This is a genomic window from Catenulispora pinistramenti (assembly GCF_018274385.1).
Classification (GTDB): domain Bacteria; phylum Actinomycetota; class Actinomycetes; order Streptomycetales; family Catenulisporaceae; genus Catenulispora; species Catenulispora pinistramenti.
In genome coordinates, this window is the sequence record NZ_JAAFYZ010000183.1 from 1 (window position 1) to 22,860 (window position 22,860).

16 protein-coding genes and 1 pseudogene are annotated in these 22,860 nt (G+C 69.9%); 13 read left to right on the top strand and 4 right to left on the bottom strand.

Annotated features, from left to right (window positions below):
• Positions 1-265: 265 nt before the first annotated feature.
• On the bottom strand, positions 266-568 hold the full coding sequence (locus tag KGQ19_RS36300) for a hypothetical protein (RefSeq protein ID WP_212017806.1): 303 nt from the start codon (positions 566-568) through the stop codon (positions 266-268).
• 187 nt (positions 569-755) lie between these two features.
• Here KGQ19_RS36300 and KGQ19_RS36305 point away from each other — a divergent pair, with 187 nt between their 5' ends.
• From KGQ19_RS36305 to KGQ19_RS36345, 9 genes are all read left to right on the top strand, one after another.
• The gene (locus KGQ19_RS36305) at positions 756-1,667 is read left to right on the top strand and encodes a YihY/virulence factor BrkB family protein (protein WP_212017808.1); all 912 of its coding nucleotides are present in this window, start codon (positions 756-758) and stop codon (positions 1,665-1,667) included.
• Between the two features lie 113 nt (positions 1,668-1,780).
• Positions 1,781-4,735, top strand: coding sequence for an ATP-binding protein (locus KGQ19_RS36310; RefSeq protein ID WP_212017810.1), 2,955 nt, complete (start codon positions 1,781-1,783; stop codon positions 4,733-4,735).
• Between the two features lie 193 nt (positions 4,736-4,928).
• Complete coding sequence (locus tag KGQ19_RS36315) at positions 4,929-5,126, top strand: hypothetical protein (protein WP_212017812.1); 198 nt, start codon at positions 4,929-4,931, stop codon at positions 5,124-5,126.
• A 29-nt stretch (positions 5,127-5,155) separates the two neighbouring features.
• On the top strand, positions 5,156-7,741 hold the full coding sequence (locus KGQ19_RS36320) for a S53 family peptidase (RefSeq protein WP_212017814.1): 2,586 nt from the start codon (positions 5,156-5,158) through the stop codon (positions 7,739-7,741).
• 23 nt (positions 7,742-7,764) lie between these two features.
• Positions 7,765-10,740: a protease-associated domain-containing protein gene (locus KGQ19_RS36325; protein ID WP_212017816.1), complete on the top strand. Its 2,976-nt coding sequence runs from the start codon at positions 7,765-7,767 to the stop codon at positions 10,738-10,740.
• 275 nt (positions 10,741-11,015) lie between these two features.
• Positions 11,016-12,689, top strand: a complete 1,674-nt coding sequence (locus KGQ19_RS36330) for a DEAD/DEAH box helicase (RefSeq protein WP_212017818.1) — start codon at positions 11,016-11,018, stop codon at positions 12,687-12,689.
• 108 nt (positions 12,690-12,797) lie between these two features.
• Positions 12,798-13,748 (top strand): STM4015 family protein, encoded by a 951-nt coding sequence (locus KGQ19_RS36335; protein WP_212017820.1) that lies wholly within the window; start codon positions 12,798-12,800, stop codon positions 13,746-13,748.
• Positions 13,749-13,856: 108 nt separating this feature from the next.
• Positions 13,857-14,639, top strand: a complete 783-nt coding sequence (locus KGQ19_RS36340; protein ID WP_307856611.1) for a peptidylprolyl isomerase — start codon at positions 13,857-13,859, stop codon at positions 14,637-14,639.
• Between the two features lie 225 nt (positions 14,640-14,864).
• A complete protein-coding gene (locus tag KGQ19_RS36345) occupies positions 14,865-15,299 on the top strand; it encodes a hypothetical protein (protein ID WP_212017822.1) in 435 nt (144 codons plus the stop codon).
• Between the two features lie 23 nt (positions 15,300-15,322).
• Here KGQ19_RS36345 and KGQ19_RS36350 read toward each other — a convergent pair whose 3' ends face one another.
• Complete coding sequence (locus KGQ19_RS36350) at positions 15,323-16,489, bottom strand: nitric oxide synthase oxygenase (protein ID WP_212017824.1); 1,167 nt, start codon at positions 16,487-16,489, stop codon at positions 15,323-15,325.
• Positions 16,490-16,767: 278 nt separating this feature from the next.
• On the opposite strand from KGQ19_RS36350, the gene KGQ19_RS36355 reads away from it, so the two are divergent.
• Positions 16,768-17,484 (top strand): response regulator, encoded by a 717-nt coding sequence (locus KGQ19_RS36355; protein ID WP_212017826.1) that lies wholly within the window; start codon positions 16,768-16,770, stop codon positions 17,482-17,484.
• On the opposite strand, the gene KGQ19_RS36360 is transcribed toward KGQ19_RS36355, so the two are convergent.
• On the bottom strand, positions 17,481-18,407 hold the full coding sequence (locus KGQ19_RS36360) for a ribosome-inactivating family protein (RefSeq protein ID WP_212017828.1): 927 nt from the start codon (positions 18,405-18,407) through the stop codon (positions 17,481-17,483). The genes KGQ19_RS36355 and KGQ19_RS36360 overlap by 4 nt on opposite strands.
• Before the next feature lie 377 nt (positions 18,408-18,784).
• Between KGQ19_RS36360 and KGQ19_RS36365 the strand changes: the two genes are divergently transcribed.
• The 3 genes and pseudogenes from KGQ19_RS36365 to KGQ19_RS36375 form a co-directional block, all read left to right on the top strand.
• The gene (locus KGQ19_RS36365) at positions 18,785-20,854 is read left to right on the top strand and encodes a carbohydrate binding domain-containing protein (protein ID WP_212017830.1); all 2,070 of its coding nucleotides are present in this window, start codon (positions 18,785-18,787) and stop codon (positions 20,852-20,854) included.
• A 101-nt stretch (positions 20,855-20,955) separates the two neighbouring features.
• The gene (locus KGQ19_RS36370) at positions 20,956-21,636 is read left to right on the top strand and encodes a class I SAM-dependent methyltransferase (RefSeq protein WP_212017832.1); all 681 of its coding nucleotides are present in this window, start codon (positions 20,956-20,958) and stop codon (positions 21,634-21,636) included.
• A gap of 50 nt (positions 21,637-21,686) precedes the next feature.
• Positions 21,687-21,830: pseudogene (locus KGQ19_RS36375) on the top strand (IS5/IS1182 family transposase); the annotation flags it as partial.
• Here KGQ19_RS36375 and KGQ19_RS36380 read toward each other — a convergent pair.
• The gene (locus KGQ19_RS36380; RefSeq protein ID WP_212017834.1) at positions 21,827-22,633 is read right to left on the bottom strand and encodes a maleylpyruvate isomerase family mycothiol-dependent enzyme; all 807 of its coding nucleotides are present in this window, start codon (positions 22,631-22,633) and stop codon (positions 21,827-21,829) included. The pseudogene KGQ19_RS36375 and the gene KGQ19_RS36380 overlap by 4 nt on opposite strands.
• Positions 22,634-22,860: the final 227 nt, after the last annotated feature.

The following is a 22,860-nucleotide window of genomic DNA, read 5'->3' on the forward strand; positions in this document are numbered from 1 at the left end:
ACCCCGAACAGCCCGCGCGGCCTGCCCCATGCGTCGTGCCCCATCCCACCCTCGCTCACAGAATCCCGCAATCCCGCAATCCCGCAGCCCTGCCTCAGCAGCAAGTCACACCGGCCCACAACGCCAGTCGGCAACAGATCCGGCCCAGCGACCGGCGCGTCGCGAACCACGTCGCGAACCACGTCACGAACCACGTCACGAACCACGTCACGAACCACCGGGCAAAGGTTGCCCGACACGGCACCAGCAAGCGAAGTCCCGCTGGCTAGTCGCCGGAGGTGTATCGCGTAGGCGGAAACGCGTCTCCAGCTGCGCGGCCGGAGTCCTCGTCAGTGCGTAGCTCGCCCTCGCGGACCTGGTCGTCGATCTCGTCGGTCGCTTCGGTGTAGGCCGCCTGGGGGTCGGTGTCCGCCGGTGTCGCGTCGGGGTCCGGGGGCAGGCCCATGGCGATTCGGTCGAGTTCGGTGCGCTCTTCGAGCTGCTCGTCGTCGGGGCGGAGTGGCAGGCCGCTGCCGTGGTCGGTGCGGGGGCCGCCCTCGACCTTCTTGTTCGATTTGTGGTGTCCCATGGCCTCAAACTATGTGGGCGACGGCGACGGCGCCTGTTGTGGCTCCTTACCGTCGGTCATTGAGGGGGGTGGGTTTGTCCAGGGGGCCAATGTGCCTGGTCGGCGGCCACAAGAGTTCGCCGGTCGGGAGCGGCGCCGGTTACCGTATGCGTTCCAGATCCGGAACGGTTCAGGTGAAGGCGGAGCGGTGTCGTTCACAAAGGTGAAGGTCGCGGGATTCTCCATAGTCGGACGCGTAGTCGGACGCGTGGCTGTCGCGTACCACCGCTATGCGGAGCGAAGCGGCAACTTCGTATCGGCTGCCGTGGCGTTCTACGGGTTTCTGGCTCTGTTCCCGCTCACGGCGCTGGCCGCCGCGGTCGTCGCCGCCACGCTCAGCCCGGCGCGGGTGCAGAGCTTGCAGCGCAGGATCGCTGATGAGATCCCGGGCATCGCCGACAAGGTAGACGTCCATGCCCTGGTGAGCCATGCCGGGACGGTCGGGGTGGTCGGTGCGGTGGTGCTGGTGTACCTCGGCCTGAATCTGGTCGCGGCCCTGCGGCCGGCGATCCGCGAGATCTGGTTCGGGTTCCAGCCGCCGGCCGAGGGGCTTGAGAACCTGCTGGTGACGAAGGTGAAGGACGCCGTGTCGCTGCTCGGGCTCGGGGTCGCGATGGCGGTGTCGGTCGGATCGTCAACCCTTGCGACCTCCGTCATCGGCCACGTGTCGGGACCGCTCGGTCTGGTCGGGCAGCCGGTCGGCCGGTTGTTCCTGCGCGGTGCCGGGCTGGCGGTGGGCGTCGGCGCGGGCGTCGTGATGTTCGCGTACCTGTTGGTGGGCATGCCGCGCCTGGAGATGCCCCGGCGGGTGGCCCTTCAGGGCGCGCTGATCGGTGCTGTCGGATTCGAGGTGCTCAAGGCTCTGGTCGCGTCCTACATCTCCGGTGTCGCGAGCAAGAGCATGTACGGTGCGTTCGGCGTCCCCGCCGCGCTCTTGTTGTGGATATACCTGGTGGCCAGGCTGTTGTTGTTCTGCGCGGCCTGGACCGCGACGTGCGACCCTGACCGGCGGTCAGCGGTGTGCTTCACACCCCCGGGGACGGAAGCGGCGCCCGAGTAAGCGACCTGATCGGAGCGGCCGAGGGTCGCCGTGTTCCCCTGAATTCGCACAGGGTTCCCAAGATCCTCACCCTGTGCGACGATGCGCGGAAACGACCAGCGACAGGGAGCGCAATGGCCGGACACGCGAGCGGGGATCAGGGTGTCGGCGTTCCGCGCGCCGCCATCGGGCCGCCGCGCTTCATCGGCCGGGACGGCGAACTCGACGCGTTACGCAGTGCCCTGACATCCGGGACCGCCGTCGTGCTCATCGAGGGCGAGGCGGGGATCGGCAAGAGCCGGCTGCTCGCCGAGTTCCTCGAGACGACACAGATCCTGGAGACGACGCAGGCCGGCGGGGCGTCGTCACGCACGCTTGTCGCGGTCTGCCCTCCCTTCCGGCGGCCGCACACCCTTGGCGCGTTGGTGGACGCACTCCGTCAGAGCACTGACAAGGTCGCCGGTCTGGGGCTGAGCCCGCTGGCCGGGGCCCTGCGGCCGTTGTTCCCCGAGTGGGCTGCCGAGCTGCCCGCGGCGCCCGAGCCGGTCGAGGACGCGACGGCGGTGCGGCACCGGCTGTTCGGCGCGCTGTGCGAACTGCTGGATCGGACCGGCGTCACGGTGCTGGCCGTGGAGGATGCGCACTGCGCCGATGAGGCGACCCTGGAGTTCCTGCTGTTCCTGTGCGCCCGCCGCACCCGGCGGATCAGCGTCATCGTGACGTACCGGCCGGAGGACCTGCCCGAGGACTCGGCGGTGCGCCGGCTGTCCTCCCTGTCGGCGCCGAGCACCACGCGGCTGCGGATCGCCCTCGGTCCCCTGGACGTGGCCGCGACCGCCGGCCTGGTCTCCTCCATGCTGGCCGGGGCCCAGGTGTCACCGGAGTTCGCCCAGTTCCTGCATCAGCGCACTGACGGCGTCCCCCTCGCGGTCGAGGAATCGGTCCGGCTGATGGGTGACCGCGCGGACCTGGCCCGGCGCGACGGTGCGTGGGTGCGCCGGGAGATCGAGGACATCGACGTGCCCGCGACCATCCGGGACGCGGTCCTGGAGCGCTTCCACCGGACCTCGCCGGCGACGCGCACCCTGCTGGAAGCCGCGGCGGTGCTCACCGATCCCTCGACGGTGGGACTGTTGCTCGCGGTGTCCGCTCTGGGCGAGGAGGACGCGCAGGCCGCGCTGGAGGAGGCGGTCGGTACCAGGCTGCTGACGGAAGGCCGTCGCGATCTGCTGGCGTTCGGCCACGTGCTGGCAGGCCGCGCGGTGTACGAGTCGATCCCCGCGGTGCGGCGGCGCACGATGCACCGTAGAGCCGGAGTCTCGCTCCGTGACGTTTCACCGCCACCCCTGGCCCAGCTCGCGCGACACTTCCGCGCCGCCGGGGACACGCAGGACTGGTCCACCTACGCCGAACAAGCCGCCGATCTGGCCCTGGCCTCCGGCGACGACGCCACCGCGGCCGGACTGCTGGGCGAGCTGATCACCGAGGTGCGGCTGCCCGGTGCGACGGTCGTGCGGCTGGCCCGCAAAGTGCGCCTGACCGCACCGGAGGACTCCGACCGGATCCAGGACCTGATCCGTTCGCTGCGCACGGTGCTGGCCGAGCAGCAGCTCGGCGACCGGGGCGAGGCCGAGGTCCGCGCCGAACTCGGCAGACTGGAACTCCTGGTCGAGAACATCGCCGCGGGCCGCAAGGAGTTGGAGCGGGCGGTCCCGCATCTGAGCCACGACCCCGTGGCCGCCGCGCAGGCGATGATCGTGCTGGGCTGGGCGATCGGCGAGCCCGTGCCGAACGAGACCTCCCTCTACTGGCTGCGTCAGGCTGCTGAGATGATCGCGCTGCCCATGCCGGAGAAGGACCGCAACCGGCTGCGCGTGAACCGGGCGGTGGGCCTGCTGACCCTGGGGGAGCAGGAGGGCTGGGCCGAGGTGGCGCGGATCCCATGGGACGCGCCGCACACGGCCGAGCACCTCGGAATCGCGAACAACCATTACAACGTCGGCGTGATGGCCCTGCAATGGGGACACTACGACCTGGCGCGACGCCACCTGGCCAGCGCGCGCGAACTCGCCGAACGCCACCCGTACCAGCGCCACCTCACCCTCGCACTCGCCGCCGAGGCCGGTCTGGACTGGGCCACCGGTCGTTGGGACGGCCTGGCCGAGCGACTGCACGGCATCGTCGAGGTCGCCGCCGGGGCGGCGACCAGCCACCTGGAGGTTCGGCTGACCAGCCATCTGCTGGCCGCCGCGCGCGGTGACCGGCCGACGGCTGAGCAGGGCTTGTCCGCGGTACTGGCCGGGAGCGGGGAGGCGCCCGGTTGTGCCCTGGCCGCGGCGGCCGCCCTCGCCGCGATGGCGCTCGCGGACGGTGACGTCGACAGAGCCCTGATGCTGAGTCAGGAACCGCTGGATCTGGTGACCGGCAACGGGATGTGGCTGTCCGCGGTGGATCTGGTGCCGGTCCGGATCGAGGCGCTGATCGCCTCCGGCAGCGCGGGCGACATCGAGGCGCGGCAGTTGGTGCGCGGGTTCTCCGAGTGGCTTCGCGGCCGGGACGTGCCGGTGGCGAGAGCGGCCCTGGCCTGGTGCCGGGCCCTGCTGGCGCAGGCGCGCGGTGAGCACGAACGCGCGGCGGCGCTGTGCGCGCGGGCCGCCCTGTTGTGGGACGCGCTGCCGCGTCCCTACGCCGCCTCGGCGGCACGCGAGCGGCAAGCCGCCTGCCTGTCGGCGTGCGATCGCCGGGAGTCCGCGCTGCCGTTGCTGGAACAGGTCCTCGCCGAATACCGGGAACTCGGCGCCGATGCCGACGCCGTCAGGATCGCCGCCGCCCTACGCGCCCAAGGGGTGGACGCCGCCCGGCCGCGACCGGCTCGGCGCGGCTACGGTGACCGGCTCTCGCCCCGCGAGTTGGAGGTCGCCGGACTGGTGATCGGCGGCCGGACGAACCGGGACATCGGCGAGGTGCTGTATCTCTCGCCTCGCACGGTGGCGCGGCATCTGGACTCCGCCATGCGCAAGCTCGGCGTCTCCTCCCGGACCGCGCTCGCCGTGCGGCTGGTCGAGCTCGGCCTGGGACCGGCCTCCTAGCGGTCCCCGCGACCAGGCGCGTAGCGGCCCCCGCGACCCGACTGGTAGCAGTCCCCGCGACCCCGCCCCGCTCCGGCGCGACCGACTTTGGGTCGGGCGCGCGGCGAGATTGGGTCATCTGACGCATCCCCCGAGCACCGCGGCGCATCGACGCTGGACGGGTCAACGACGTGTCCTGAGAGGGGATCGCTTCATGGATCGGCACGACCCGAACCCTGTGCCCGCCGGGGAAACCCCGGCGGATGACCCGGAGCCCGCTGCGCCGGATGCCGCGGCCGCGGCCACGGCCGCTGCCACGCCCACGGTCACGGCGCCCGAACCCGCGACCGAAGCGGAAGCCGAGTCCGGCCAGGAGACGGCGCGTGAAACCGACCACTATCGACCGCTCTGAGAGCCCATCGACTGCAAGGAGCTCGATCCATGCGCATACCTCGTCTCCTAAGATCCAAGCCGGTCCTGACCCCGGTGGCCATCCTGGCGGTGGCCACGCTGCTGGGTATGGGCCTGAACCAGCCGGCCGGTCCCGCGCCGAGCACTGTGCCGGTGGCGTCCGGAACCGCGCGCGTCCAGCTGACCACCAGCACGAATGCCGGCTGTAACACGGCGCCGCGCAAGGGATACGCGCGTTGTATGTCCGTCGTGCAGACCCCTGACAACCACGTGGTGACCCCCGACGCCGCGGGGCCGCCGGTCGCCGCGCTCGGCCCCACGGACATCCAGAGCGCATACCGGCTCCCGGCCAGTCGCGGCGGTGGCCAGACAGTGGCGCTGGTCGACGCTTACGGTGACTCACACGCCGAAGCCGACCTGGCCGCCTATCGCGCGTACTACGGCCTGCCCGCCTGCACCACTGCGAACGGCTGCTTCAAGAAGGTGGACCAGAGGGGCGGTTCGAACTACCCGGCCGACGACTCCGGCTGGGGCACCGAGACCACCCTGGACCTCGACGCGGTGTCCGCGGCCTGCCCGGCCTGCAACATCCTGCTGGTGCAGGCCGACGACCCCGGCATGACCAACCTCGGCGCCGCCGAGAACACCGCGGTGGCGCTCGGCGCGAAGTTCGTCTCGAACTCCTACGGCGCCGACGAGGACCCGAGCGAACTGGCCAACGACACGTACTACGACCATCCCGGCGTGGTGATCGCGGCGTCGTCCGGCGACGTCGGCAACGTCGTGGAATTCCCGTCCGACATCGGCAACGTCGTCGCGGTCGGCGGCACCCAGCTGACCAAGGACGCTTCCACTTCGCGCGGCTGGACCGAGACCGCATGGGGCTCCGGCGGCTCCGGCTGTTCGACGATCTCCCCGCAGCCCGGTTTCCAAGCCGCGCTGAACACCGGCTGCTCCAAGCGGGCCACCGCGGACATCTCCGCCGACGCCTCCCCGGCCAGCGGCCTGGCGGTCTACGACACGCTGGGGCAGGGCGGCTGGCTCCAGGTCGGCGGCACCAGCCTGGCCTCGCCGCTGGTCACCGCGATGTACGCGCTGGCCGGTCCGCCGGCGGCGGGCACCTACCCGGTGACCTACCCGTACCACGACGCGAAGCAGGCTGCTGACCTGTTCGACGTCACGCAGGGCACGAACGGGTCGTGCGGCACCGTACTGTGCACCGCCGGTCCGGGCTGGGACGGTCCCACGGGCCTGGGCACCCCCGACGGCGTGGGCGCCTTCACCCTCGGCCAGCAGGGCGACATCGTCGGGCAGGTGACCGACGCCACCACCGGGGCACCGGTCACCGACGCCGTGGTCACCGCCTCGCCGGGCGGGTACCTCACCCACGTCGACGCCACCGGGCACTACGACATCGGCGTCGGGGTCGGCGCTTACACCGTCACCGCCTCGTCGTACACGTACACGGCAGCGAGTAAGGCCACTGACGTCGCTGTCGGCGCGCACACCACCGTGGACTTCGGGCTCCAGGCCAAACCGCAGGCGACCGTGACCGGCACGGTGGCCGACGGCTCGGGGCACGGCTGGCCGCTGTTCGCGCGGATCACCATCGACGGCTACCCCGGCGGTCCGATCTACACCGACCCGTTCACCGGGCACTACAGCGTGACCCTTGCCGGACAGAGCTCTTACAAGGTGCACGTCGTCCCGGTGTACCCGGGCGTCGTCGGCACGCCGGCCGACGGCTACGTCCAGTTGGACAGCGACCTGACGGTCGGTACCGGCGACAGCAGCAAGAACTACGCGCTGACGATCGATCAGAACTCCTGCTCCGCGCCGGGATACGGCCCGAGCGGGCTGTCCGAGACCTTCGCCGGCGCCCATGACGCCACCCCGGTCGACGGCTGGACCACCTCCGGCTCCCCGTCCGGCTGGCGCTTCGACAACCCGGGCAACCGCTCGGCGGTGACCCCGTTCGAAGGCCGGTTCGCGGTCGCGGACACCGCGGCCGCCCGGGGACGCATCGACGCGACACTCACCTCGCCGGCAGTGGACCTGTCCGGTCAGAGCGCACCGCATCTCAGCTTCCTGTCGGGCTACTACGGCGCGGAAGGGCAGAGCGCGCAGGTCGGGCTGAGCACTGACGGCGGTCGTACCTGGACCAACGTCTGGCAGCAGACCACCGCCAACGGCGCCGGAACCATCGACCTGCCGATCCCGCAAGCCGCGGGCAAGAAGGACGTGCGGGTTCGCTTCCACTTCACCGGCAGGCCCGGCGGCTGGTGGTGGTCGGTCGGCGACGTGCTGGTCGGCACCCACACCTGCACCGCCCGCCCCGGCGGCATCGTCAGCGGCCTGATCACCGACCACGCGACCGGCAAGCCCGTCCAGGCGAGCATCGTCACGGACACCGCCGCGCCGGGGCGCTACAGCGTCGCCGGGCCGACCGACGAGGCGACCGTTTCCGGCTTCTACTCGCTGTTCCTCGACGCCGGCCGGCAGCGGCTGAACGCCGCCACCCCCGGCTACGCCACGGCCACGGCCACAGCCGCCGTCGCCCCGAACGCGATCACCCGGCTGGACTGGGCCCTGAACGCCGCGGGAGGCACGCGATGACAAGACCACTGGAGAGCAGACGGATGAATTCACCTCGGCGCCAGTCCGCCTGGAGGCGGCCGGGTTCGCGAGCGCTCATCGCCGCCATCGGCATCAGCTTGGCCTTGCCCAGCGCGGCGAGCGCCGCGAGCACCTCGGGTATCAGTGCGGCCGGTATCAGCACGGCCACTACCAAGACAGCCGCTACCAACACCGCCGCGGCACTGGCGAATGCGAATGCCGCCGACGCGGGCACGAAGCCGGGATCCGCCGCGCCGGGCCTGGCATCGCAAGCCCCGGCACCCGGCCCCGCCCTCGTGCCGGCCGGTGCTTCCGGCCTGTCTCAGAGCTCTTACACCGTCACTTTGCCGACCGGCGACAAGGTGGCCCTGACGCGGGACACCAGCGGCGGGTATCAGGCCTCGGCCCTGCCCGGGACCACCTCCAGGATTACCTTCTCGGATCTGGGAAAGAGCGCCGCGCAGGCTGACGTGTCCGCCTATCCGGACTCTGCGATGGGCTACGTCCAGGCGCACTTGCTGGACCGCCAGGCGTTCGACGTGACCTGGCTGGCCGCCCACGGCGACACCGGCGCGAACGCCCGGATTCCGCTGACTCTGCACTATGGCGGCACCAGCAGCGCCGCGGTGCTGTCGGCTGAGGCCGGCAAGCTGGCGGGCGCCAAAGTGCTGCACACCGACGCCGGGACCGGAGATGTCGATCTGAGCGTGAACGCGGCCGACGCCGGCGCGTTCTGGACCGCGCTGACCGGCGGTACCGCAAACGTCGCGGCTGCGGCTGCGGCTGCGACCGCGCATGCGCGGCCGGCGTTCACCGGCGGCGTCACCGGAGCCTGGCTGACGGATCACAAGGCAGCGGCCTCGGCGGTACCGACCGACGTCCCCGCCTCCATCGTCACCTGGACCATCACCAAGAAGAAGGGTGAGGCGGACTTCTGCGCGCCCTTCGCGTATCTCCAGGGAATCCAGGCCGCCACCTCCTGCCCGTACTACCCGACTCTGGTCGCCCTCACCGGCGCCGCCGCGGGCCAGGACTTCATCCCGACGGCGTACACCTGCCTCGACACCAATCCGTGCACCACCTACTCGCTGACGTTCGACGCGCCCAGCGGCGTCTACCTCGCCGAGGACATGGGCGCCCAGTTCTACTCCCACGGCCTCCAGCAGATCGTGGACGAGGTCGCCCCGCAGATCGTGGTGTCCGGGGACACCGCCGTCAGCACTGATCTCGACGCCGCCGCCAAGTACTCGGTGGACGCACCCCGCTCCGCCGTCGATCTGACCCACTACATCAACACCACCCGGCCCGGCCCGGACGGCGTCTACTACGCGATAGAGATGCCGGACGACTCCGGCCAGGACAACATCTGGACCACCCCGACCGCGCCGGTCACCATCGGCAGCTTCCACCAGAGCACCTTCTGGCTGCGCGGCCAGGCACCGCTGTCAGCCGCCGTCACCGGGCCCTCGAAGGTGACGCTGCACCCGTACTATCCGACCTACAACAACCTGAACGCGGGCGAGCCCTCCTTCCAGCGCTTCGCCGGGACCACGACGGCTCAAGTGGTGAACGTCGGGACCGGCACGGCCGCTGATTTCGCCAAGGTGGACGTGCACGGCCGACTGGTGCTGATGCGCCGCGCTTCCGGTTCCCTGTGGATCGACGCCAAGCAGCTGGCGGCGGCTCTGCAGGCCGGCGCGGCCGGGGTGCTGATCGATCCGCGCGACGACGATCCGGCGACGCTGCCGGTGGTCCCGGTCAAGCCCAGCTGGTGGTGGACCAAGACGGCGCCGGTGTCGATCCCGTTCGCCACGATCACGCCCGACGACGCCGCCGCCCTGACGGCGCTGCTCGGCAAGGGCCCGGCGACGGTGAGCGTCACCGACCACGGCAACAGCCCCTACTTCTACAACCTGGCCTTCAACGAGGAGCGGCAGATACCGACGACGCTCCACTTCTCCGTCGACGACAGTCGGCTCGCCCAGCGGACCACCGCCTTCCACAGCACGAAGCCGGCCACGATGGAAGAGGTCGAGTCCATCGTCCACCCCGACGACTACTTCCAGCTGAGTTTCCCGTCAGTGTTCGCCCCGGCGCCCTCGACAGTGCAGCAGTACTACGGACCCGTCGCCCCGGACCTGATCTGGATGCGCGGTGCCCGCCTGAGCACGGACAACTCGGTGCCGCTGGTCGTGGCGCACACGGTGTTCGACGCGCCCGGGAAGGGGACCGAGGACTGGTTCGCGGCTCCCCGCTCGGTGGGAGCGCCGTCGACACCGGCGAACGTCGAGCAGACCGGCTTGCCGATCGGCAGGCTCGGTAATCCCACCTGTGCCTTCTGCCGGCTCGGCGACACCTTCTACCCGCTGACGTATCTGGTCGATGGCGCGAACCCGGCACTGATCGACGGTCCGTACATCTTCCCCGCCTCGGCGACCCACTTCTACCAGAACGGAGTCGAACTGCCCGCGCAGCAGCCGAACGGGATACCCGTCTACCAGCTCTCCGACCAGCCGGCCACCGACCGCCTCACCGTCGATGAGAGCAACCTGCACAGCGACTGGACCTTCACTTCGCGGCGTCCTCAGGCCGACGGACTGCCCCAGCCGTTCGGCTGCGTCGGCGTTCTGCTCGGCCAGAGCGACCCGTGCGGCGCCGACCCGCTGATCCAGTTGCGCTACAACGCTTTCACCGACGCGAGTGACGCGGTGACCGCCGATGCCCGGCACCGGATCGAGATCACGCCGTACTCGATGGTCGACCCGTCCAAGCCCATCGCCGTCACGAGCATGAAGGTCTGGATCTCTGTGGACGGCGGCGGTACCTGGACCGAGCGCGCCGTGTCTTGTTCGTCCACGGGCACGTTCGACATCGACTACCGGGTACCGGCGCTGTCGAAGACCGACGGGGCCGTGTCGGTCAAGGTCCAGGCCGCCGACGCCGCCGGCAACTCGGTCACCCAGACGCTGACCGATACCTACTCCCTGACAGCCGGCTGATTGACACAGCCAGCTGATGCGTCAGAGGCGGCCTTGCTCCTTGCCGGGGCGGGGCCGTCCTCGCGCGCACTGCCCGGAATCAGATCAGGCGATTGCCGGGTGGCGGTAGAGGTCGCAGCTCAGCAGCTCAGCGGCTAAAATGCATGATCCCCGCCTCTGACCTGGCGGCTACGCGCTCCGCGGCCTACCGGCGGCTGCGCGGCGCGGTCATTCACGGGATACTGGGAGCGGCGGGGGCGTCAAACTTGTGCGATCTGGATGAGGAAGGGCGCGTAATGGCAACGGCCACCGCCGTCGAGCAGGCCGGTTTCGCCGATCTCGGTCTGAAGCCGGAGATCCTGAACGCCCTGTCGGCGCTCGGTTATGAGGAGCCCACGCCGATCCAGCGTGAGACCATCCCGAGCCTGCTGGACGGCCGTGATCTGCTGGGGCAGGCCGCCACGGGCACCGGGAAGACCGCCGCGTTCGCGTTGCCGGTGATTCAGGGCATTTCTCGGGACCGCAAGGGCTCCGATCCGGCCGGGCTGGTGCTCGTGCCCACCCGTGAGCTGGCCATGCAGGTGTCGGAGGCGGTCCACCGCTACGGCGCCGAGCTCGGCGTCCGGGTGCTGCCGGTGTACGGCGGGCAGCCGATCGTCCGGCAGCTGCGGGAGCTGGAACGCGGTGTCGACGTGGTGGTGGCGACGCCGGGCCGGGCGCTGGACCACATCGCGCGCGGCACGCTGCGTCTGGACGGGCTCAGGACCGTGGTCCTGGACGAGGCCGACGAGATGCTCGACATGGGGTTCGCCGAGGACATCGACGCGATCTTGGAGAACGCGCCGTCCGAGCGTCAGACGGTGCTGTTCTCCGCGACGATGCCGCGTCGCATTGACGCGCTGGCCAGGCGGCATCTGAAGGATCCGGTCCGGGTCCGGATCGAGCGTGAGGAGCCGGCGGCCGGTGAGGCTCCGCGGGTTCGGGAGAGCGCGTTCGTGGTGCCGCGGGCGCAGAAGGCGGCTGCCCTGGGCCGGGTGCTGGACGTGGAGGCCCCGGAGGCCGCGATCGTCTTCTGCCGGACGCGCGAGCAGGTCGACCAGCTCTCCGAGACCCTCAACGGCCGCGGGTACCGCGCGGAGGCGCTGCACGGCGGCCTGAGCCAGGAACAGCGGGACCGGGTGATGGGAAGGCTGCGGGCCGGGACCGCGGACCTGCTGGTCGCCACCGACGTCGCCGCCCGCGGACTGGACGTCGAACATCTGACGCATGTGGTCAACTACGACGTGCCCTCCGCCCCCGAGGCGTACGTGCACCGGATCGGCCGGGTCGGCCGGGCCGGCCGGGAAGGCGTGGCCATCACGCTGGCCGAGCCGCGTGAGCACCGGATGCTCAAGACCATCGAGCGGACGATCCGGCGGCGCATCCCCGTGGAGAAGGTGCCGACCGTCGCCGATCTGCGCACGCGTCGCTTGGAGCTGACCCAGGCCGCCCTGCGGGAGAGCCTCCTGGAGGACGCGGATCTCGACCGCTTCCGGGTCGTGGTGGAGACCCTCGCCGACGAGTTCGACGTGATGGATGTGGCCCTGGCCGCGGTGAAGCTGGTGCACGAGGCGGGCGGCCCGGCATCGGATGAGGAGGACATCCCCGACGTGGCGCTGCCCAAGCGGTCGGGGACGGAGCAGCGCGGGGCGCCGCCCACCGGACGCCGGGAGCGCCGGCAGTCCGGCGCGGGGACGGTACGGCTGTTCGTAGGCGCGGGACGGGCCGCGGGCATCCGGCCCCAGGACCTGGTCGGCGCGATCGCCGGCGAGTCCCGGCTCAGCGGCCGGGACATCGGCGCGATCGAGATCGCCGACCGGTTCTCCCTGGTCGAGGTACCCCAGGACGCGGCCGAGGAGGTCATTCAGGCGCTGCGGCGCGCGACCATCAAGGGACGTCGGCCGGCCGTTCGCCGGGACCGGGACCGATGAGCGGGGTTGAGGTGACCTGACGATCACCGGCCCGGCTGCGGGCCCCGTGATCGTCGAGGTGCCGGGGGTGTTGTCAGGGCTATAGCCGGCACGCCAAAGTAAAGGCCTGTGAACAGAGACCACACCATCGAGTTCGCCGGACTGCCCGTCGTCTCCTTCCCCCTGGACCCCGACGCGCCGTTGCCGGTCGCCGCCGAAGACGGCCGGCCGGTCGCGTGGCGCCTTGAGTGCGACGTGCGGTGGGGCGCACAGTTCGGCCATACCCTTCCGGAGCTGTTCGACCTGTTCCTACGGCGGGTGGACGCCGCGGGCGTGCAGGCCGTCGTGTTCGGCGTGTGGTCCACCGAGATGGACTGCGGCGGCCATCCGGTGCAGGTGCTGGTGGAAGCCGCCGATCGGCTTGCCGGCCTGCGCCGGGTGTTCATCGCCGATGTGGGCAGTGAGGACATTGAGGTCTCCTGGATCGCCAACCCTCCGGTCACGCCGCTGTTGGAGAGTTTTCCGCGGCTGGAGGAACTGTGGGTGCGGGGCGGCCCGGAGGACAAGGACGTCCCGATCCTGGCCCCGATCAAGCACGAATCGCTCCGCACGCTGGTCTTCCAGTCCGGCAGTCTGCCGTCCGAGACGATCCGCTCGATCGGGCAGTGCTCCTTCCCGGCGCTGGAGCGGCTGGAGATCTACTTCGGCGACCCGGACTACGGCGGCACCGGGTCGGCCGACGACATCAGGAGCCTGTTGACCGGCCAGGGGCTCTCGGAGCTGCGGTACCTGGGGCTGAAGAACGCGATGACCCAGGACGCGATCGCGACAGCCCTCGCCCACGCCCCGATCGTCGCGCAGCTGCACACGCTCGACCTGTCCTTGGGGACGCTGGGCGACGAGGGCGCCGCCGCGCTGCTGGCCGGCCAACCGCTGGGGCACCTGCGCAAACTCGACCTGCACCACCACTTCCTGTCGCAGGAGATGGGCGACCGGCTGTGTCACGCGCTGCCCGGCGTCGAGATCGACCTGTCCGAGCGGATCGCGGCGGAGGACCGCTACGTCGCCGTCGCCGAGTGAACGACCACCACTGGCGTGTGACACAGATGTCACTCACCGCGAACGCGAAGGAGTGCCCCGCCTGACGGCCGCGAGGCCGTCCTGAGACCGGTGGGGTAGCCTGCGCGGGTGAAGTTTCATCGTCGCCGCATGCTCGGCATCGGCGCTTTCGCCGCAGCGGCCGGGCTACTGCTGTCGGGCTGTGCCTCCACCGGCACGATCGGCTCCGCTGACGGGTCCCCGGTGACCGCCGGGAGCCCGGCCTCGGCTCCGGACACGGCCTCGACCTCGGCTTCAGCCTCGGACACCGACTCCGCATCCGCCTCGGACACCGCCTCGGCGCCGGACACCGCCTCGACTTCGGCTCCCGGCGCGTCGGGCGGCGCCAAGAGCTGGGCCAGCGAGCCGCCGATGACCATCGACCCGGCGAAGGCCTACACGATGACCCTGCACACGAACCAGGGCGACATCGTCATCTCACTCAACGCCGCCAAGGCGCCGCACACGGTGAACTCCTTCAATTTCCTGGCCGGTCAGAAGTTCTTCGACGGGAGCCACTGCCACCGCCTGGTGACCACGGGCATCTACGTGCTCCAGTGCGGTGACCCGACCGGGACCGGCACGGGCGGCCCCGGCTACCAGTTCCAGGACGAGAACCTGGCCGGCGCCACCTACCCGACCGGCACCGTGGCGATGGCCAACGCCGGGCCGAACACCAACGGCAGCCAGTTCTTCCTCGTCTACAAGGACTCCACGCTGCCGCCGAGCTATACGCCCTTCGGTACCGTCGCCTCCGGCCTGGACGTCGTGACGAAGATCGCCGCCGGGGGCGAGGACGACTCCAACGGCGCCGGCGACGGCCGTCCGAAGATCGACGTGGTGCTGAACAGCGTCACGGTCGCCGCGGGCTGATCGGCCGCCCGGGCCCCAGGCTGATCGGCCGCCCGGGCCCCGGGCGATTCGACCGGGTGACGTCGGGCTCAGTGGGGCTCGTGGGCGTCAGCCGGTAGACCCGGCCGGTGTTTGGATTTCGCGAGCGTTGCCCGACATCGGGCCGATAGGCGTCGATGGCGGAACGCGGCCGCCTACTCTGAAGGGGCCGGTGAAGATCACCGGATCATCAAGGGGAGTAGACCGGTGGCCCACCGCACCAAGACCGCCCGCGCAATCGGGCTCGTCCTCGTACTCGCCTCGGCGGCCTTCGGGGTGTCGGCGTGCTCATCGACTCCCGCCACGTCGGCGTCAGCGTCGGCCAAGACCACCTCCTGCGGCGACTTCGCCACGCTGATCGCGACCGCGGTCGAGAACAACAACGGCACCACGGACCAGGCCACGGTACTCAAGAACGGGCAGGCGCTCGCCCAGAGCCTCACCGATGAAGCCGCCAAGGCGACCGATCCGACCGCCCATACGGCCATGACCGCGTTCGCCGACGACTACACGTCGCTCATCTCGGCCATCCGGAAGGCCGACGCCGATGCCGGTGACAAGGCGGCGGCAGCGGACGTCACCGCCTTCTCGGCGAAGGTCACGACGGATTCGGCCGCGGTGAAGACCGTCTGCGGGAACTGAGATCCCGAGCCCGCCGATCTGTGTCAGCTCTCCCACGAGGCTTCTCCCATCGAGGGGGCGGCCTGCGGGAAGAAGTTCGGGCAGACCAGTGTGGGGTCGTAGCGGCGTTCCCAGACCGGGGTGGCGGAGCCGCCGATGGGCGGGACGATGAGTTCCCAGTGTGCTGCGGTGTCCCGGCCGGCGGCGTGTTCGCGTTGTTCGTGCCGGACGAACTGTCGGGTGGCGAAGTGGTGGTCGATGACTGACACGCCGGCTTGTTCGAAGGAGTGGATGACGGCGGCGGTGAGTTCGACCAGGGCGCGGTCCTTCCACAGGGTGCGGTCTGTGCTGGTGTCCAGGCCCATCCCGCGCGCCACCTGCGGGAGCATGTCGTAGCGTCCGGTGTCGGAGAGGTTGCGGGCGCCGATCTCGGCGGCGGTGTACCAGGCGCTGAACGGCGCGGCGGTGTAGTCGACGCCGCCGATGCGCAGGCACTGGTCGCTGATGCTGGGGAAGGCGTGCCAGCGCAGGCCCAGGTCGGCGAACCAGTCGAGGGTGGGGTGGTCCAGTGGTATCTCGTGGATGACGTCGGCGGGCAGATCGAACAGCCGTGGGGGTTCGCCGGGCATTTGGATGACGATCGGCAGGATGTCGAAGCGTCCTGGTTTGCTGTGGCCCCAGCCCATGGCTGTGAGGCGCTCGGTGAGGTCGGCGGTTTGCGGGTCGCCGAGCACTGAGCCGTCTGCTTGGCGGTATCCGGCGTAGCGGATCAGTTGGGAGTTCCAGATCCGGATGCCTTCGCGGCCGGGCCGGCGGGGGGCGAAGACGGTCATCAGCAGGCGGACCCGGCCGTCGTCGAAGGCTTCGCGTAGTTGCTGGACCAGCGCGGCGAAGACGTCCTCGGCGGTGGTCGCGTGCCGCATGTCGCAGATCGCCAGTGCCTTCCAGTAGAACTTGCCGATGCAGCGCGGGGTGTTGCGCCAGGCGATGCGGGCTCCCCAGCGCAGTTCCTCGACGGTGTGCCGGTAGGTGCCGGTGGTCTGGATCTCAGACCGGACCTGGTCGATACGGTCGGGGTCGAGGCTGATGCCCTCGTCGCGCAGTTGCCGGAGGAAGTCCTCGGCCTCCGTGGCGATGTCGGGTGCGGGGCCGCCCTGGGATTCGTAGGCGGCGGCGGGGCAGGACGGCGAAAGAACGTTGTCGGCGCTCACGTCAACCTTGCCTTCTGTGGGAGGAAGCATTCGGTAACCCGGAAGTTACAAGGCGTCCCGCCCTCGCGGAAGATCGCTCATGACGATCGCATAGGTCGCATATGACAATCAAAACCCGGCAAGGGGGCGGCGTCACCGGCCTCGGCGGGCGCGATCGCAGGCAGGGTATTTGCATAGCCGCGGATCGCGTTTGCGTCACGTGAGCGGCGCAGTGCTTTCACTTGCCCGCGACGTTCACTGTAAAGACGTAGCCCCGCCACCGAAAGGCAACGGCGCAAGTGACGAAGATCCTTGTCGTGGACGACGAGCCGCAGCTTCTGCGAGCTCTGCGCATCAACCTGAAGGCCCGCTCGTACGAGGTCGAGACGGCCGAACGCGGTGTGGACGCCCTCGCGGCCGCGGCGCGCCGCCTTCCCGACCTCGTACTCCTGGACCTGGGCCTGCCCGACATGGACGGCACCGACGTCATCCTGGGCCTGCGCGGTTGGACCCAGGTGCCGGTCATGGTGCTCTCCGGGCGCACCGACCAGTCGGAGAAGGTGCGGGTGCTCGATGCCGGAGCGGACGACTTCGTCACCAAGCCGTTCTCCATGGAGGAGCTCATCGCCCGGCTGCGGGCCGTGCTGCGCCGTCGGGACTGCGCAGGCGACGCGGCCACCCCGGCCGACGCCCAGTTCGTCATCGGGCCGAGCACCGTGGACCTGGCGGCGCACACCGTGACCCGCGACGGTGCGGGTGTGCGCCTCACCCGCACCGAGTGGGCCGTGCTCGAGCCGCTGCTGCGGCACCCGAACCAGCTCCTCAGCATCGCCCGCCTGCTCAGCGAGGTCTGGGGCCATGCCGTCGGCGACAGCGGGCATCTGCGGTTCCACATCGCGCGCTTGCGGCGCAAGCTCGAAGCCGATCCGCAGCATCCGGTGCATCTGCTCACCGAGTTCGGAACCGGCTACCGCTTCGTCCCGGGGACTCGGGTAGCCGCAGGCCCGGCTCTCTAGAGTTCGGTCTTGGCCCAGTTGCCGTTCGGGTCGTACCCGACATAAGCGGCGGCCAACAAGATCGCCATGCGTGCCGCGACATCGTTCCAGCTGGAGAACGTCCCCACACCGTTGACGTTCACCGGTCCCGTGCCGGGATTCTGGGACACACCGAATCCGTACTGGGAGATCTGGTCCCACGAATTCTCGAGGTATTGCTGGAGGATCGGGAGCCCATTGTAGAAGCCGCTCCAGGAGACCATGGTGGCCGCCATCACGCCGTAGACGTCCCAGAAGCGCGCCGACTCGGACGTGTACTGGATCATATACATCAGCGACCGGGCGATGGCTTGCTGGTTGGAGCCGTAGGGATATCCGGTGTTCGCCAGGTTCACCACCGACCCCACCAGGTCGTTGAACGAAATCGGCATGGACTCCCGGCCCCGTCCCGCGGCCTGGACCATGCTGTTGTAATTCGAACCGAAATCCAAGATGCTCGTGGCCCGACTCGCCGGTAGCAGACTGTTGTCACCGATGCTCTGGAACACGGTCTGCATGTTGAAGGTGGGAGTTCCGTTCACGTAGTCGGCGAAGTAGTACGTGATGTTGTCGGTCTGCGAGGTGAAGCCCCGCACGTACAGATCGCCCGGCGTGAGCCACAGCCACAGCACCTCGCCTCCGGGGGCCGTCACGTCGACCCGGATCAGCGCGTTGGACGACGGCTGCGTCACGTACACACCTTGACGGTAAGGATGTCCGGCGGCGGCCCGCAGGCTCGAGATGAAGCTCCCGTAGTCGGATTGCGCGGTCGGACCCGGCGAGCTCAAGTTCAGGTAGACGTGCCCGACGCCGTTGGCGGGCGTATCGGCCTTCGCCACGCCCGTGCTCGTGACCACGGCCATCATCGCGAGGGAGACCGTCACCAGGAAGGCCGCGATCCGCAACCGAATCTTCCGGCCTTGCCCAGGTAGGGAGGACAAACCCATTGTCCACACTTCTTTCTGCGGGGAGGACTGACACTCGGAGCTTCGAAACCGTCGCACAGGCGCTTGGCGCGCATGGCTCATTTCGTCGCCAGAACACCACGCCGACCGGTCGGCGTAGCAGGACACTGCGATATCTGGAACGGGCCCCGGCAGCGATCGGTTCAACGCCTCGCACGCTGGGACATGTGCTGGGCCACGCGGCCGCATGTTCACAATGAGCGGAAGACGCCACCCTGATGGCGCCGGCACCCCCGAGCCATTGACGGCCGCAGTGGTCTAGTCCATCTTCAATGGCAGAGCCTTGCGACAGCGCGTCGAGCCGAGCTGGGAGCTGCATGATGCGGATCAAGTCTTTGGCCATGGTGCTTGCGGCACTGCTGGCGTTGGTCGGATTCGGGGCGGTCGGGGCCTCGGCCGCTCCGGTGGCGGCCGCCGGGGGCAATCTGGTGGGCGATCCGGGCTTTGAGAGCGGGCTGGGCGGGTGGTCTTGTGACGCCGGGACGGCCTCGGTCGTCGGGTCGCCGGTGCACAGCGGGAGTGCGGCGTTGGCGGCCACGCCGACCTCGTCGGATACCGCGCAGTGTTCGCAGGCCGTTGCGGTGCGGCCGAACTCGGCCTACACCCTCAGCGCTTACGTGCAGGGTTCGTACGTCTACTTGGGGGCGACCGGGTATTCGTCGACCTGGACGCCGTCGGCCTCGGGCTGGCAGCAGCTGAGCACGTCGTTCACGACCGGGGCCGGCGTCACGTCGGTGACCGTCTACCTGCACGGCTGGTACGGGCAGCCGACCTACTACGCCGATGACGTCTCGCTCATCGGGCCCGGGGGAGGCGGCGGGGGGTCCGCGCCGCCTACTCCGACCGGGCTGTCTGTGACCGCCACGACCACCTCCAGCGTCTCGCTCGCGTGGACCGAGCCGAGTGGTTCGACCGCGGCGGCGTCCTATCGGGTCTATGAAGGCAGCTCGGTGGTGGCGAGTCCGACGGCGACCAGCGCGACCATCAGTGGTCTGGCTTCCGGCAGTACGCATACGTACACGGTCACGGCGCTCGCCTCGGACGGAACGGAGTCGGCGGCCAGCGGGGCCGTGACCGCGACCACACAGGGCTCCGGCGGCGGCGGCAGCTCGTGGCACCCGTCGTATCTGGCGGTGGGGACGGTCTACACGCCCGGTAGCACTGTCGACGCGTTCATGACGACGTTGCAGTCGCACGGTGCGATGCCGAACTACGGCTACGAATACCTGCTGGGCAATGACTTCTCGAACTGGGCGAGCACGACGACGACGCTGATCAACCACTCGACCTCGTTCGGGATGACGCCGGTCCTCGTCGACTACGGGATGAACGGCAACGTGGACGGGACCAGCGTCGACTTCACCAACATGCAGAGCTCGAGCTGGCTGACGACGTACTTCCAAGCGCTGAAGACGGCGGCGACGACCGCCGACACGGTCGCGCCGGGGCGCCCGGTGGGCTGGATCGTCGAGCCGGACATGATGGGCTACCTCCAGCAGAACTACGCGGCCAACTATGGCGGGGACGCGGCGCAGATGCCGGCCGCCACCAGCGCCGCGTACTCGGCGGGGGTCCTGGGCTCGGGTGACCCGACGTTCGGGGACGATCTCAAGGGCCTGGTCGAGGCGATCAACTACACGATCAAGAAGTACGATCCGACCGCGTTCGTCGGATGGCAGGTCAACACCTGGGGCGTGCGCGACGCGTTGAAGGACACCGACACGATGGGCTGGACCGCCGGACGCCAGTCGGTGGTGAACACGGCTACCCAGGTCGCGAACTTCCTGGCGACGGCGGACCTCGGCTACCACGCGGACTTCGTGGCGTTCGACCAGTGGGGCCAGGACTTCGGCTACCTGCGGGATCCGAACCCGGCCGGAGACATCAGGTACCTGAACGCCGCGCACTGGAGCAACTACCTGCTCTACGTCCAGACGATACGGTCGTCGCTGAACCTGCCGGCGGTGTTGTGGCAGATCGCGTGCGGGCACCTGAACTCGACACAGACGCCGTCCCCGACGTACTGGAACACGTCGGGGAGCTTCCCGGACCTGGACGATGTGACCACGGAGCAGTACGAGGACTCGGCTTCGACGTTCTTCTTCGGGGACACCTTCACCTCGAGCGGGAACAACCTGGCCTTCTACGGATCGAATCCGGGCGCGGATCCGAAGATCTCGGTGAACGGCAGCACCATCACCTGGGGATCGCATATGTCTGATGCCGCCTCGGCGGGAGTGGTCGCCATCCTCTTCGGCGCCGGAACGGGAACCGGGACCTACGGCGTGCCGGAGATGGTCGGGACGAATCAGAACACGCCCAGCGACTTCGACTATTGGGTGACGCGGGTTCAGAGCTACTTGGCGGCTCCGGCCGCGCTGCCATAGGTAAGACGCAAGACGTAAGACGGGGCGGCGGCGCGCCAACGACAGCCCGGCGGCGGGAACGATCTCCAGGCGGAGCCCGTTAGGCGGTCATGGAGTTGAGAATGCGTACGGGGCACCAGGGCACGGGACCGGGGACGATCACTCCGGACGGGTGCGCCGTCGAGCTGTACACGCGACTGCCGGTCCGGAACGAGCCGGACGTCATCGCCGCGGCCGCGCCGGCCGGCGCCAGCATCCTGGAGTTGGGTTCCGGCGTCGGGCGCGTCACCCATGCGCTCCTTGAGCGGGGCTTCGCGGTCACCGCTGTGGACGAATCCCAGGAGATGCTGGAGCACGTCCGCGGGGCGCGAACGGTGCGCGGCGCGATCGAGGACCTGGACCTGGCAGAGGTCTTCGACGTGGTGCTGCTCGCGTCATTCCTTGTACACAACGCGGACGTGGAAGTCCGTAGCAGGCTGCTGCGTACTTGTGTGCGTCATCTCGCGCCCGGAGGCTTCGTGCTGATCCAGCGCGAGGGCGAGGGCTGGTACCGGGATCTGCCGCGGGAGAGCGTCGGGCCCGACGGGTTCACCTCGCGGCTGGTGTCCTCCGAGCCGGTCGGCGACGGTGTCTACTCGGCGCGGGTGGAGTACGAGTTCCCGGACGCGGCCTGGACACAGACGTTCCTTCGCAGGGAACTGTCACCCGAGCAGTTCGAGCAGGCGCTGGCAGACGCGGGCTTGAGCGTTGACGAGTATCTGACCGACGACGGCGTTTGGGTGCGCGCGGTTCTCGCCGGCTAATAGTGCGCTGCGCGCTGCTCCCGCTGACCAGAGGTGCGCGCGGTGCCGCCCGAGCGCGCGAAGGATCGCGCGCCGGGCGGCCACCAGGCTTCGACAAACAGCGCTGCGCCCAGCGCAACACCGTCGAACGAGCCATCAACCGACTCAAGCGATTCCGTGCCGTGGCGACCCGCTACGACAAGCGCGCCTACTAGGCGTTGCCAGGCGCTGCCGTCGCCGCGGGGTCGTTGGGGTCCCACTCGGCGAGCAGGTCCCACGCGGTGCGGTCGCCCTCGAGCTTCAGGTGCTCGACCGGCAGGCGGCCGTAGAGGGCCAGCGCCAGGTCGCTGGCGGTCCCCTCCAGAATGAACTCGGCAGGCACAGCCGGGGCCTCGGCGGACCGCGAGAGCTGGACGCCGGCCGTGTCCAGCGTCATACGCCAGAGGGCACCCTCGGCGGCGCGCACGTCCATCGCGGCGGGCTTGTACGGCCAGGGCAGGCTCGTCGAGCCGACGGTGTACAGGAATTCGTCGACGGCGTCGACCGCGATCTCGTCCGGCAGCGGCTGCGTGTCGCCGGCGGCGAGCTGCGCGTCGTAGGCGTGGACGCCGGCCTCGTAGACCTGGTGCCGCGCCACGGCGCCGGTGGTCAGCGGCGTCTGCGCCGTCTGCCAGAACGCCCAGCAGCCGCGGTCCGGACCGGCCTCGCGCAGCGCGTCCACCAGCAGCCGCGTCCCCTCGGCGGCCCAGGCGATCAGGGCCTCGCGTTCGGCCGGCGCGGCCTCGGCGACGTCCTGCCAGGTCTGCTCCGGCTTGCCGGCGTCCAGCCCCGCCGTCACGATGCCCGCCTGACGGCGCTGGGCCCCGCCGACGTGGCGCACCAGCTCGCGCAGGGTCCAGCCGGGGCAGGTGGGCAGGGGCGCCTCGAAGTCCGGCGCGGACGCCGCGGCGGCGCGCAGGGCCGCGGACCGGTCTTCGATCAGGCGCAGGAGCTCGGGGAAGTCGAAAGTCGTTTGCACGCCGACTTTCTATCATCACACGTCAGAGGTCGGCTACGAATAAACTTTCGGCAGCCGGACCGGCGCGTTCAAGATCGGCAGGACCGGCCCTGGTGGTGCGCGCTGTTCCAGCCGACTAGCGCCGTGTCGGGCAACGTTTGCCTGGGAGCTCGGGCTTTGTTCGGGAGTTCGCGATGTGGTTCGTGATGTGGTTCGCGACGTGTCGGTCGGCGGGCGGGATCTGTTGG

What these genes read in the sequence shown, in the direction of transcription:
- KGQ19_RS36320 (WP_212017814.1), top strand. Translation starts at nt 5,156, where the DNA reads ATGCGCATACCTCGTCTCCTAAGATCCAAGCCGGTCCTGACCCCGGTG.
- KGQ19_RS36325 (WP_212017816.1), top strand. Translation starts at nt 7,765, where the DNA reads ATGAATTCACCTCGGCGCCAGTCCGCCTGGAGGCGGCCGGGTTCGCGA.
- KGQ19_RS36330 (WP_212017818.1), top strand. Translation starts at nt 11,016, where the DNA reads ATGGCAACGGCCACCGCCGTCGAGCAGGCCGGTTTCGCCGATCTCGGT.
- KGQ19_RS36370 (WP_212017832.1), top strand. Translation starts at nt 20,956, where the DNA reads ATGCGTACGGGGCACCAGGGCACGGGACCGGGGACGATCACTCCGGAC.
- KGQ19_RS36365 (WP_212017830.1), top strand. Translation starts at nt 18,785, where the DNA reads ATGATGCGGATCAAGTCTTTGGCCATGGTGCTTGCGGCACTGCTGGCG.
- KGQ19_RS36300 (WP_212017806.1), bottom strand. Translation starts at nt 568, where the DNA reads ATGGGACACCACAAATCGAACAAGAAGGTCGAGGGCGGCCCCCGCACC.
- KGQ19_RS36310 (WP_212017810.1), top strand. Translation starts at nt 1,781, where the DNA reads ATGGCCGGACACGCGAGCGGGGATCAGGGTGTCGGCGTTCCGCGCGCC.
- KGQ19_RS36315 (WP_212017812.1), top strand. Translation starts at nt 4,929, where the DNA reads ATGGATCGGCACGACCCGAACCCTGTGCCCGCCGGGGAAACCCCGGCG.